This is a genomic window from Micromonospora sp. NPDC005163 (genome assembly GCF_053599835.1).
The window spans coordinates 1-11,694 of the sequence record NZ_JBSFYP010000036.1 but is presented as its reverse complement, the minus strand read 5'-3'; the positions used below and the strand labels follow the sequence as shown (position 1 = coordinate 11,694).

12 protein-coding genes are annotated in these 11,694 nt (G+C 71.8%); 8 read left to right on the top strand and 4 right to left on the bottom strand.

Annotation, left to right across the window (positions count from 1 at the left end):
- Nucleotides 1–190: 190 nt before the first annotated feature.
- A complete protein-coding gene (locus ACWD6N_RS23265) occupies nt 191–994 on the bottom strand; it encodes an IclR family transcriptional regulator domain-containing protein (RefSeq protein WP_354962470.1) in 804 nt (267 codons plus the stop codon).
- A gap of 3 nt (nt 995–997) precedes the next feature.
- Nucleotides 998–2,434, bottom strand: a complete 1,437-nt coding sequence (locus tag ACWD6N_RS23260; protein ID WP_387322214.1) for an amidohydrolase family protein — start codon at nt 2,432–2,434, stop codon at nt 998–1,000.
- Between the two features lie 198 nt (nt 2,435–2,632).
- Between ACWD6N_RS23260 and ACWD6N_RS23255 the strand changes: the two genes are divergently transcribed.
- The 7 genes from ACWD6N_RS23255 (at nt 2,633) to ACWD6N_RS23225 (ending at nt 9,378) form a co-directional block, all read left to right on the top strand.
- Complete coding sequence (locus ACWD6N_RS23255; protein ID WP_354962472.1) at nt 2,633–3,769, top strand: CaiB/BaiF CoA transferase family protein; 1,137 nt, start codon at nt 2,633–2,635, stop codon at nt 3,767–3,769.
- Entirely contained in the window at nt 3,754–4,524 is a 771-nt protein-coding gene (locus ACWD6N_RS23250; RefSeq protein WP_354962473.1) for a citryl-CoA lyase, read from the top strand. The genes ACWD6N_RS23255 and ACWD6N_RS23250 overlap by 16 nt, the downstream gene beginning before the upstream one ends.
- 31 nt (nt 4,525–4,555) lie before the next feature.
- Entirely contained in the window at nt 4,556–5,422 is an 867-nt protein-coding gene (locus ACWD6N_RS23245) for a DODA-type extradiol aromatic ring-opening family dioxygenase (RefSeq protein ID WP_354962474.1), read from the top strand.
- Complete coding sequence (locus ACWD6N_RS23240) at nt 5,419–5,781, top strand: hypothetical protein (protein WP_354962475.1); 363 nt, start codon at nt 5,419–5,421, stop codon at nt 5,779–5,781. The genes ACWD6N_RS23245 and ACWD6N_RS23240 overlap by 4 nt, the downstream gene beginning before the upstream one ends.
- The gene (locus tag ACWD6N_RS23235) at nt 5,778–6,743 is read left to right on the top strand and encodes a quinone oxidoreductase family protein (RefSeq protein ID WP_354962476.1); all 966 of its coding nucleotides are present in this window, start codon (nt 5,778–5,780) and stop codon (nt 6,741–6,743) included. Before ACWD6N_RS23240 ends, ACWD6N_RS23235 begins: the two co-directional genes overlap by 4 nt.
- A gap of 84 nt (nt 6,744–6,827) precedes the next feature.
- Nucleotides 6,828–8,252 carry an aldehyde dehydrogenase family protein gene (locus tag ACWD6N_RS23230; RefSeq protein WP_354962477.1) on the top strand — a complete coding sequence of 475 codons (1,425 nt, stop codon included), beginning with the start codon at nt 6,828–6,830 and terminating at the stop codon, nt 8,250–8,252.
- Between the two features lie 292 nt (nt 8,253–8,544).
- Nucleotides 8,545–9,378, top strand: coding sequence for a helix-turn-helix transcriptional regulator (locus tag ACWD6N_RS23225; protein WP_387322211.1), 834 nt, complete (start codon nt 8,545–8,547; stop codon nt 9,376–9,378).
- A 6-nt stretch (nt 9,379–9,384) separates the two neighbouring features.
- Here the strand turns inward: ACWD6N_RS23225 and ACWD6N_RS23220 are convergent, their stop codons facing one another.
- Together ACWD6N_RS23220 and ACWD6N_RS23215 are read right to left on the bottom strand one after the other, a co-directional pair.
- Nucleotides 9,385–10,206 (bottom strand): alpha/beta fold hydrolase, encoded by an 822-nt coding sequence (locus ACWD6N_RS23220; protein ID WP_354962479.1) that lies wholly within the window; start codon nt 10,204–10,206, stop codon nt 9,385–9,387.
- Nucleotides 10,207–10,323: 117 nt separating this feature from the next.
- A complete protein-coding gene (locus ACWD6N_RS23215; RefSeq protein WP_450005164.1) occupies nt 10,324–11,181 on the bottom strand; it encodes an AraC family transcriptional regulator in 858 nt (285 codons plus the stop codon).
- 50 nt (nt 11,182–11,231) lie between these two features.
- Between ACWD6N_RS23215 and ACWD6N_RS23210 the strand changes: the two genes are divergently transcribed.
- The gene (locus tag ACWD6N_RS23210) at nt 11,232–11,654 is read left to right on the top strand and encodes a DUF2000 family protein (protein ID WP_387322208.1); all 423 of its coding nucleotides are present in this window, start codon (nt 11,232–11,234) and stop codon (nt 11,652–11,654) included.
- The last annotated feature ends 40 nt before the right edge of the window (nt 11,655–11,694 follow it).

The following is an 11,694-nucleotide window of genomic DNA, read 5'->3' as shown; positions in this document are numbered from 1 at the left end:
TATCTGTCCCCTGTGACGGTCCGCCGCCGGATTTCGTGACCGCGCGGCGGCGCATCCGTTCGGCCGTCCGATTGCAGCCGGTTGTCGGGGTGTCGATCAGCCAGCCGAAACGGCCGAGCCCGCCGTCGACGCGGTCCGCCCCGGCCGGCGCCGAGCGGGTCCCACAAGGGGCAGCCGGGGAGGTGGACCTTCAGGCGGTGGACACCGGCACCGCGGCGGTCAGCGCCCAGTCGTGCCCGATGTCGGCGGCCGCGCGCAACAACCGCGGCAGGTGGTCGTCGACCAGCGTCTCCAACGACGTCTCCGCGGCGTGCACGGTGACGTTGATCGCGGCGATGACCCGACCGTCGCCGTCGCGGACCCCGGTGGCGACGGACCGGATCCCCGGAGCGAGATCCTGGTCGGCGAGCGCCCAACCCTTCGCACGCACCTCGCGCAGCACGGCGTCCAACTCACCGGGCGAGGGCTGCCAGCGGGGCGTGATCCCGGAGCGGGTCGGCTCGGCGAGCACGGCGGCCAGCGTCTCCGGCGGCAGCCCCGCGAGCAGCACCTTGCCCATCGACGTCGCGGGGGCCGGGAAGCGGGTGCCGATGGTCACGGCGAGCGTGACGATCTTCGGTACGGCGACGCGGGCGACGTAGACGATGTCGCTGCCGTCGAGCTGGGCCATCGAGGTGGACTCGTTCGTCTGCGCGACGAGCTTCTCCATGTGCGGGCGGGCGACGTCCCACATATTCAGCGCGTTGACGTACGCCATCCCCAGTTCCAGGACGCGCGGGGTGAGGGCGTGGCCACGGCCGACCGCGCGGACGTAGCCCAGCGACTCGAGTGTGATGAGGATGCGCCGGACCGTGGGCCGGGCCAGGCCGGTGGCGGCGGCGATCTCACTGAGCGTCATCGACGGGCAGGCCGGACGGAAGGAGCGCAGGACGTCGAGACCCCGGGCGAGAGCCTCGATGAAGTCGGGCCCGGCGCCCCTTCCGGTGTCACTCATGTCCTAATGCTTCCACTGCGCCGAGCCGGCGTCCCACTCGGTGTACTGGTACGGGTTCTCCAGGATCGCGGTCTCCGGGACGTCCGGGTTCATGCCCCGCAGCCACGCCTCCTCCCCCATGGTCTCGCGGAGGTGGTCGATCGTGGCCGCCACCCTGGCCCGCGCGGCGGCGAGGTCGACGTCGACCAGCCGGCCGTCCCGCTTGACGACCCGGCCGCCCACCAGCACGGTGTGCACGTCGCCGCGCTGGGCCTGGAAGACGACGTGACCGTGCGGGTTGAGGATCGGGAACATCACCGGTGAGGCGTCGTTCTTGATCAGGACGATGTCGGCCTGCCGGCCGGGGGTGAGGGCGCCGATCGTGGAGTCCATGCCGAGGGCGCGGGCGCCGCCCCGGGTGGCCCACTCGACGACCTGCTCGGCCCGCAGGTGGCAGTGGGTGATGGTGTCCTGCTTGGCGTGCGCCTCCAGGTGCTCGCGGGAGCGGTCGGCGCCGAGCGTGGTCCGCATCGCCGAGAAGAGATCGCCGCTCCACCAGACGCTGGTGTCCATGGAGAGCGACACCGGGATGTCGTGGTGGCGCAGTTGCCAGGTGGGCGGGTAACCCTGCCCGGCGCTCTGCTCACTCTCGGTGGAGACGGAGACGGAGCCGCCGGTGGCGGCGATCCGGTTGTACGAGTCGTGGGTGAGCGTCGCCGCGTGCACGTAGACGGTCGAGGGGTTCATGAAGCCGTGCTCGTGCATCAGCCGGATGCCGTCGTCGTTGGTGGCGCCCCAGACGCCGGCGTGGGTGGTCACCGCGGCGCCCAGTTCCCGGGCCACCTCGAAGGCGGCGCGTTCGGGGAAGGCGGGATCGCCGGTGACGTCGAACGCCATCTGGAAACCGGCCAGCTTGCCGCCGTCGATCCGGCGCCGGTGGAAGTCGCGGAACTCCGGCGAGGTGGCCCACTCCCACGGGCCCTGCTGGATGTTGCCGTAGGCGAGCACGAACCGTCCGTCGACCGCCTCGAGGGCGTCGACGGCCGCGTCGGCGTGATCGGGTGTCTGGAGGCCGTGCGACCAGTCGACGGTGGTGGTGACGCCCGCGTCGACCGCTTCGATCGCGGCGAGCAGGTTGCCCGCGTACACGTCCTCGGGCCGGAACAGCTTGCCGGATTCCAGGTAGTACCAGACGAAGTACTGCGTCAGGGTCCAGTCGGCGCCGTACCCGCGCATGGCGGTCTGCCACATGTGCCGGTGGGTGTCGACCATTCCCGGCATGAGGATGCCGCCGGCGGCGTCGATCTCCAGGGCGTCGTCGGGAGCGGTGAGGCCGACGCCCACCTCCGCGATCCGGTCGCCGATGACCAGCACGTCGGCGCCCGGCAGCACCGTGTGTGCGTCGTCCATGGTGAGAACCAGGCCGTTGCGGAAGACCACCGGCCGGGAGGTTGCGCTCATCGCCACCCATTCCTTTCCGGGTACGAGGGGTTCCGGACGGTTGTCCGCTGTGCGGCCAGCCCCGAGTGGCGCCAGTGTGGTCCCGGTCACGAAGTCGTGTCAAGGACCCGTTTCGGTACGATGAGCTGACCGTTGACAGCTCCCAGCCGGTGACGCAAGCTATTTCTGCGGACAGGTGTCCGCAGAACGGGCGGAAACATGGTGCAGCATTCGACGGGGCCACTAGCCGGCCTGCTCGTCGCGGACTTCTCCCGGATCCTCGCCGGGCCGTACGCCACGATGCTCCTGGCCGACCTGGGCGCCCAGGTGATCAAGGTGGAGAGCCCCGGTGGCGACGACACCCGCACCTGGATGCCACCCACCCGCGACGGCGTCTCGACGTACTACCTCGGCATCAACCGCAACAAGCGGTCGATCGCCCTCGACCTGAAGAAGCCGGACGACCTGGCGGCCGCGCAGGAACTCGCCCGCCGCGCCGACGTGATGATCGAGAATTTCCGGCCCGGCGGCCTGGCCCGCTTCGGCCTGGACTACGACACCGTCACCGCCGGCAACGAGAAGGTCGTGTACGCGAGCATCAGCGGTTTCGGCACCGGCGCCGGAGCGGACTTCCCCGGCTACGACCTGATGGTGCAGGCGATCTCGGGCCTGATGAGTCTCACCGGCGACCCGGACGGCCCGCCGTACCGGGCCGGCATCTCCGTGTTCGACGTGATGGCCGGGCTGCACGCGAGCATCGGCATCCTCGCCGCGCTGCACCACCGTGGCGCGACCGGCAAGGGGCAGCACGTCGAGGTCAACCTGCTCAGCTCCGCGCTGTCCGGCCTGGTCAACCACTCCAGCGGCTACGTCGCCGATGGCACCGTCCCGTTCCGGATGGGCAACGCGCACCCGAGCCTCTTCCCGTACGAGCCGTTGCCCACGGCGGACGGCGAGCTGATCGTCATCGCCGGCAACGACGGGCAGTTCCGCAAGCTCTGCCAGGTACTCGACCTGCCCGACCTGCCCGACGACCCGCGCTTCGGGCGCAACCAGGATCGCACCGCCAACCGCGAACAGCTGCGACCCCTGCTCGTCGAACGACTCGCCAAGCGGACCAAGGACGAGTGGTTCCGCGACCTGCTCGCCGCGGGCGTACCGTGCGCACCGATCAACACCATCGACGGCGGCGTGGCGCTCGCCCAGGAGCTGGGGCTCGACCCGGTGGTGGCCGTCGGCGACGTGCCGGGGGTCCGCAACCCCATCACCTTCTCCGACACCCCCGCCCGGTACGAGCTGCCGCCGCCCGGGCTCGACGAACACGGCGAGGAGATCCGCGCGTGGCTGAAGAGCTGAGCTTCCCGACCGGGATCGGCACGTCCGACCCGACCACCATCTCGCTGCTCGGGCAGGACCTGGCCGCCGACCTGATGGGCCAGGTCGGCTTCGGCGAGCTGGCGTACTGGCTGGTCGCCGGCCGCCGGCCCACCCGGGGCGAGGTGCGGGTCTTCGAGGCGGTACTGGTGGCGCTCGCCGACCACGGCTTCACCCCGACGGCGATCGCCGCCCGACTCACCTACCTGTCCGCCCCGGAGTCGCTTCAGGGCGCGCTCGCCGCCGGCCTGCTCGGTGGCGGCTCGCGCTTCCTCGGCGTCACCGAGGACTGTGGACGCTTCCTCGCCGACACGCTCGCGCAGGCAGGAGAGGTGACCGATTACGACGCCGTGGCGCTCGACGCCGTCACCCGTGCCCGGCAGGAGCGCCGGCTGGTCCCGGGGCTCGGGCACCCCGTGCACAAGGAGCAGGACCCGCGCACCCCCGTCCTGATCCGGATCGCCACCGAGGAGGGTCTGCACGGCCCGCACCTGCGACTGTTCGAGGCAATCGGACGGGTCCACCCGCAGGTGCTCGGCCGGACCCTGCCGCTCAACGGCGCCGGGGTCTGCGGCGCGGCGCTCGCCGACCTCGGGCTCCCCGTCGAGATGTTGCGCGGGTTCGCCCTGCTGGCCCGCGCGGCCGGGCTGCTCGGGCACCTCGCTGAGGAGCGGCGCCGACCGCTCGGCATGGACATCTACCGCACCGTCGACCGCAACGCCGTGTACGAACCCTGATCCCCCTTTTCAGCCCCCGAGAGGAGTGGGAATGGCCTCCATCGTCGCGGTCATCGCCTCCACCCATCACCCCTTCTACTACCGCGCCAGCACGGCCACGGGCGAGGATCGGCCACCGTTCGCCGACGAGTGGACCAGCAAGATCCTGGCCTTCCGGGAGACGCTGACCCGGGCCCGGCCCGACGTGCTGGTGATGGTCGGCTCCGACCACTTCCACCAGCTCTGGCTGGACAACATGCCGCAGTTCCTGGTCGGCAAGGCGCCCTTCTACGACGCCAACTGGTACAACGAGGAGCGTGAGTTCGGCCTGCCCCGCATGCTGCTGAAGGGTCAGGAGGACCTGTCCGCGCATGTGCTGCGGGCGGGGCTCGACGCCGGCTTCGACCTCGCGTTCAGCAACGAGCTGCGCATCGACCACAGCATCACCTGCCCGATCATCACGCTGCGGCCCGAGGCCGACCTGCCGATCGTGCCGATCTACACGAACATCTTCGCGCCGCCGCTGCCGCAGCCGAAGCGCTTCGTCCAGCTCGGCGAGGCGATCCGGGAGATCGTCGAGTCGTGGCCGTCGCACCTGCGGGTCGCCGTCATCGGCACCGGCCACCTCTCGCTCGAGCTCGGTGGGCCCCGGCAGTTCGGCCCGCACGGCCCGGACCCGGAGTTCGACCAGCGGGCCGTCGAGTGGATCGCCAACGGCGACCTGGACGGGTGCCTGCGCGAGGTCACGCTGGACAGCCTGCACTCACCGGGCAACGCCACCCACGGCTTCATGGACTTCATGCTCATGATGGGCGTGGCCGGTGCCGGCGTGAAGGCCGACTACGTCGACACCCTCGACCTGTTCCACACCATGGAGGCGTACTTCACCTGGTACCCGAACGGAGCGCCGGCGGCATGAGCAAGTACCTGCTGAACAAGTTCCTCTACACCGTCGACCGCGATCCGGAGCTGGTCGAGCGCTACCGGAGCGAGCCGCGCGAGCTGGTCGCCTGGTGGGAGGCTGAACGCGCCAACGCGGTGCTCAACTGCCACGGCGGGGAGGCGAGCACCTGGCTGCGCTTCGACGACGTCGAGCGCGAGGCGCTGGCCGCCCACGACCACGTGAAGCTGTTCGAGCTGGGCGCCCACCCGTTCCTGACGCTGACCCTCTTCATCGCCGTCTTCGAGCGGGACAACACCGAGCCGCTGGAGTACCAGAAGTCCTACGGCGCGCGGCTGGCTCACTTCGCGATGCCCTACCCGGACATCGCGACGTGATCCGCGCGGCCCAGCTCACCGCCTGCGGCACTCCGCCGACGGTCTCCGAGCGGCCGGCCCCCGTGCCGGCCGACGGCGAGGTGGTGGTCACCGTCGAGGCGGTGCCGATCACCCCGCTCGACGTGCTCTGCGCCACCGGCACCAGCTACTTCGGCACGCCGGCGACGCCGTACGTGCCGGGCGTGCAGGGTGTCGGCCGGCTCGCCGACGGCACCCCCGTCTGGTTCGGGACCTCGGCCGGCATGCGGCCCGGAGTCGACGGCAGCATGGCGACCACGGTCGCGGTGCCCACCGCCGACGTGGTGGCGCTGCCGCCCGACGTACCGCTGACCCTGCTCGCCGCCCTGGGCCTCTCCGCGGTCGCCGCGCACGCGGCCCTGACCCGCGCCGGCGGCCTGGTGGCCGGCGAGCAGGTCATCGTGCTCGGCGCCGGCGGCGTGGTCGGCCAGGCGGCCGTGCAGCTGGCCCTGCTCGGCGGGGCGCGGCGTGTGATCGCGGTGGCCCGCTCCGCTTCGGCGCGGGCCCGCGCCGAGGAGCTCGGGGCGGCGGCCGCCCTCCCGCTGCTGCCGGATGACGACGTCGCGTCGATGGCCGACCGACTGCGCGACGCCGCCAACGGTCCGATCGATCTCGTCCTCGATCCGGTCTTCGGCGTTCCGGCCGCGGCGGCGCTGCGGGTGCTGCGCCCGGGTGGCCGCCTGGTCAACCTGGGCAGCGCCGCGGGCGCCACCGCGCCGATCGAGTCCGCCGTGTTGCGCAGTGGCTCCTTGCGCATGATCGGCTACACCAACAACGGGTTGTCGACCGAGCAGCGGGCGGCGTCGCTGGCCGTGGTGGCCGGGCACGCGGCCGCCGGTCGGCTCACCGTCGACCATGAGATCGTGCCGTTCGCCTCGGTCGCGGACGCCTGGTCCCGGCAGGACAACGGCACCGCGGCCGGCCGCGTCGTCCTCGCGCTCTGACCAGGCCCGGCCCCAGCCAGGGATCGCGAAACCCTGGATAGACCGCACCTGGTTGGGGCTCGGCGCCGGTGCCACGGTCGGTGCATGACACCTTCCACCCACACCGTCACCGGCCACTGGATCGGTGGCGAGATCGTCGCCGGCTCGGCCGGCACCCTTCCCGTCGTGAACCCGGCGACCGGTGACATCGTCGCCGAGACGCCGGCCGGCACCGCCGCCGACGTCGACCGGGCCGTCGCCACCGCCCGGGCGGCCTTCCCCGCCTGGGCGGCGACCACCCCGCAGCACCGGGCGGATGTGCTGCGCCGCCTCGGCGCGGGCCTCGCCGCCCGGCAGGAGGAGATCGCCGGGGCGATCACCGCCGAGATGGGCTCCCCGATCGGCATGTCCCGGACCGCCCAGGTCGCCTTCCCCGCCGCCGTGATCGAATCGGTCGCCGGCCTCGCCGACGACTTCGCCTGGACCGAGGAGGTCGGCAACTCGCTGATCGTCCGCGAGCCGATCGGCGTGGTCGGCGCGATCACGCCGTGGAACTTCCCGCTGCAGCAGATCGTCTCCAAGCTGGCGCCGGCGCTGCTCGCGGGAAACACGATGGTGTTCAAGCCGTCCGAGAACGCCCCGCTGACCGCGCGGATCCTCGCCGAGGTCGCCGCCGAGGCCGGCGTACCGGCGGGCGTGTTCAACGTGGTGTACGGCACCGGCGCGGTCGTCGGCGAGGCCATCTCCGCCCACCCGGACATCGACATGATCTCCTTCACCGGCTCCACCCGGGCCGGGCAGCGAATCGGGGCGGTGGCCGCGGCGACCGTGAAGCGGGTCGCGCTGGAGTTGGGCGGCAAGGGCGCGAACATCATCCTCGACGACGCCGACCTGCCGAAGGCGGTCACCGCCGGGGTGATGATGTCCTTCGCCAACGGCGGCCAGGTCTGCGGCGCATGGCCGCGGATGCTGGTGCCCGCCTCCCGGCAGGACGAGGTCGTGTCGCTCGCCGTCGAGGCGGCGAAGCAGTTCACCGTCGGCGACCCCGCCGACGAGGCGACCCGGATCGGCCCGATGGCCTCGGAGGCCCACCGGCAGAAGGTCGTCGGGTACATCGAGCGGGGGGTCGCCGACGGCGCCCGGCTCGTGTTCGGTGGCCCAGGTCGGCCGGAGGGCCTGGCGAAGGGCGCCTACGTGCAGCCGACGATCTTCGCGGACGTCGACCCGAACTCCGCGATCGCCCAGGAGGAGATCTTCGGCCCGGTGCTGACGATCATCCCGTACGCCGACGAGGATGAGGCCGTAACCATCGCCAACGGCACGCTGTACGGCCTGACCAGCGGCGTCTTCGGCGAGCCGGAGCACGCCCTCGCGGTCGCGAAGCGGCTGCACGTGGGCCAGGTCGACGTGAACGGCGGTCACTGGAACCCGCTCGCCCCCTTCGGCGGCTACAAGCGGTCCGGCAACGGCCGCGAGTTCGGCCGCTTCGGCCTGGAGGAGTTCCTGGAGACCAAGTCCATCCAGCGCTGATCGCGCCCGGCGTCCCGGCCCGCGCCGTCGGGCCGGGGCTGTCCCGCGCCGTCGGGGCCGGGCCGCCCGGTCCCGCCCTCCGCGCGCTTTTTGCTCTGCTTCAACCGGCGCAACACCGGTTGTCCGGATAGCGGACGTCTGGTGTTGCGTGGGGTGAAGCACAGCAAAGGACTGATGCAAGGCCGCCGCCCCCGGCATCCTCGGGGCGCCGGAGCGGAACACCCCGCCCCGGTTCGCCTGTTGCAGTCACTGTGCCGGTCCCCCACCGGCACCCACCGATCGAGGAGCCACCGTGGACCGCGCCCAACTCGCCAGCTTCCTGCGTACCCGACGCGAGGCGCTCCAGCCCGAGGACGTGGGGCTGCCCCGGGGCCGGCGCCGGCGGACCGGAGGGCTACGACGCGAGGAAGTCGCCGCACTGAGCGGAATGTCCACCGACTACTACAGCCGGCTGGAGCAGCAGCGGGGGCCACACCCCTCGGAGCAGATGCTCGCCGCCCTTGCCCGTGGCCTGCGACTCTCCCTGGCCGAGCGGGACCACCTGTTCCAGCTCGCCGGTCACGCCGTCCCGCACCGTACGGTCCGGGCCGACCACGTCAACCCGGGCATGATGCGGATCCTCGACCGGCTGCACGACACCCCCGCCCAGGTGGTGAACCACCTCGGCGAGACCCTGGCGCAGACCGTGCCGGCGATCGCGCTGCTCGGCGACGAGACCCGGCACACCGGGCTGGCGCGCAGCCTGCACCACCGCTGGTTCACCGACCCGCAGACCCGGCAGCTACACCCGGCGGAGGACCACCAGACGCAGAGCCGGCTCCTCGTGGCGCACCTGCACGCGGCGTACACCCGCGACGGCCGGGGCTCGCGGGCGGCGACGATCGTCGACTCCCTGCTGGCCACGAGCCCGGAGTTCGCCCAGCTGTGGCGGGAGCACCCGGTGCAGGCCGGCTACTGCCCTCCGAAGCGCTTCGTCCACCCGGAGGTGGGGCCGCTGGAGCTGCACTGCCAGACGCTGGTGGATCCCGACCAGTCCCAGACGCTGCTGGTCTTCACCGCCGTGCCCGGGTCGGAGAGCGACGAGAAGCTGCGGCTGCTCACCGTCATCGGCGCCCAGCTCGTCTGACCCCGGTCAGCTCCGCAGGAACGCGAGCAGATCCTTGTTGACCTGGTCCTGGATCGTCGCCGTCATGCCGTGCGGTGCGCCCGGGTAGTAGATCTCCTTGGCATTCGCGACGAGCTTCGCGGTCTTGTGCGCCGAGTCCTTCACGGGCACGATCTGGTCGTCCTCGCCGTGCATCACCAGCGTCGGGATGTCGAACTTCGCCAGGTCGTCCCGGAAGTCCGTCTCGGAGAACGCCTTGATGCTCTCGTAGGCGTTCCACATGCCGGACTGCATGCTCCACAGCCAGAACTGGTCGAGGATCCCCTTCGACACCTTCGCACCCGGCCGGTTGGCGCCGTAGAACATCTGCGCCAGGTCCTGGTAGAACTGCGACCGGTCGGCGAAGAGCTGGGCCCGCAGGTCGTCGAAGACGCTGATCGGCAGCCCCTCCGGGTTGTCCGCGCTCTGCACCATGATCGGCGGTACGGCGGACATGAGCACGGCCTTGGCGACCCGCTCCGTCCCGTGCCGGCCGATGTAGCGGGCCACCTCTCCCCCGCCGGTGGAATGACCGACCAGGGTGGCGTCCCGCAGGTCCAGTGCCTCGATGACGGCGGCCAGGTCGTCGGCGTACCCGTTCATGTCGTTGCCGCTGCGGGCCTGGCTCGACCGGCCGTGCCCGCGACGGTCGTGCGCGACCACCCGGAACCCGTTCTGGACGAGGAAGAGCATCTGCCCGTCCCAGGCGTCGGCGCTCAACGGCCAGCCGTGGGAGAAGGTGACGACAGGCCCCTCGCCCCAGTCCTTGTAGTAGAGCTTGGTGCCGTCCTTGGCCTTGACGTAGCTCATGCCGATGCCTCCTGGTCGCGGGTCGGGAATCGGACGGACGGGCCACGGCGGGCACCCCGTGCCGGCGCCGTACCTGCGGACACCATTGAACGGGTCCGGGACGGTCCTCCCCCGATGCTAGGTGCGGCCGGCGGGCGGGACGGCCGCTTCGCCCGAACGCGGTCCGTGCCAGCGCTGCGCGGCCGGGTAGCGGGCCGGGCTGACGCCCAGGTGACGCCGGAAGTGGCGGGTCAGATGAGCCTGGTCGAAGAACCCCGCCGCGGCGGCGACCTCGGCGGGACGCCGCCCCTCGAGGAGCAGGCGACGCGCGAGCTCGACCCGGCGACCGGTCAGGTACGAGTGCGGCGGCAGCCCGTGCACGTGGGTGAACGCCCGGACCAGATGGGTCGGGTGGGCGTGCAGCAGGGCGGCGGCCTCCCGCAGCGGGACGCCCTCGACGGTGCGGGCGTCCAGCAGCTCACGCAGTTGGACGGCGAGGCCGCGCGCGGCCGGCTGGACGCTGGCTCGGGCCGGCTGCCTGAGCTGCTGGCGGAGCCGGTCCAGGATGAGCGCGAGCTGGCTGTCGGCCTCGAACTCGTCGCCGGGTACGGCGAGCACCTGATGCAGGTGGTGGATCCGGTGCCGCAGTCGCGGATCGGCCAGGTTCGGCTGGTCGACCGCGCGGCCGACCAGCTCCGCACCGAGCGTCGAGGTGTCGAGATACAGGACCCGCTTGCGGAAGCCGTGCGGCGTGGCGGCGCGGCCGTCGTGCGGTACGTACGGCGGCAGCAGGGTGACGGACGTCCGCAGCGCGCCGTGCCGGTGCCGGTTGAGGTCGAACCGGACCGCGCCATCGTCGACGATCAGCAGCGTCCACGCGTCGTGGGTGTGCGGCGGGTACGCGTGATCCACGAAGTGGGCGTGGAAGACCTCGGCGACCCCGGCTACCGAGGGTCGCCACGCGCTGACGTGCGAGCCCGCTGGCCGGGTGACCACGCTAAGAACGTACAAGACCTGCCGGTACCGGTTCGGGCAGGTTCGACGCCATGACCGAACCGATCCGCTTTCCCACCAAGATTGCCGTGCTGCTCCGCAACGACCTGGCGGGCTGGCAACAGCTGAACGTCACCGCCTTCCTGATCAGCGGCGTCGCGAACGCCGAGCCGGAGTTGCTCGGCGAGGAGTACCGCGACGCGGACGGCACCACGTACCTGCCGATGTTCCGCCAGCCGGTGCTGGTCTTCGCTGGCGACCGGGCCGTGCTGGCCGGCGCGCACTCGCGTGCGCTCAGCCGTGGGTTACGCCTCTCGATCTTCACGCAGGAGCTGTTCGCCACCGGTAACGACCGGGACAACCGGGCCGCCGTGCGGGCGGCGGGTCGGGAGAAGATCGACCTCGTGGGGTTGGCGCTGCACGCCCCGCGCAACGTGGTGGACAAGGTGCTCAAGGGTGCCACCATGCATCCCTGACCGGGTCGCCGCGGGTCGGCGCCGGGCTTCCGGCGCCGAC

Coding starts and splice junctions, on each gene's coding strand:
- ACWD6N_RS23265 (WP_354962470.1), bottom strand. CDS start 994: ATGAGTGACACCGGAAGGGGCGCCGGGCCCGACTTCATCGAGGCTCTC.
- ACWD6N_RS23260 (WP_387322214.1), bottom strand. CDS start 2,434: ATGAGCGCAACCTCCCGGCCGGTGGTCTTCCGCAACGGCCTGGTTCTC.
- ACWD6N_RS23255 (WP_354962472.1), top strand. CDS start 2,633: ATGGTGCAGCATTCGACGGGGCCACTAGCCGGCCTGCTCGTCGCGGAC.
- ACWD6N_RS23245 (WP_354962474.1), top strand. CDS start 4,556: ATGGCCTCCATCGTCGCGGTCATCGCCTCCACCCATCACCCCTTCTAC.
- ACWD6N_RS23240 (WP_354962475.1), top strand. CDS start 5,419: ATGAGCAAGTACCTGCTGAACAAGTTCCTCTACACCGTCGACCGCGAT.
- ACWD6N_RS23230 (WP_354962477.1), top strand. CDS start 6,828: ATGACACCTTCCACCCACACCGTCACCGGCCACTGGATCGGTGGCGAG.
- ACWD6N_RS23220 (WP_354962479.1), bottom strand. CDS start 10,206: ATGAGCTACGTCAAGGCCAAGGACGGCACCAAGCTCTACTACAAGGAC.
- ACWD6N_RS23210 (WP_387322208.1), top strand. CDS start 11,232: ATGACCGAACCGATCCGCTTTCCCACCAAGATTGCCGTGCTGCTCCGC.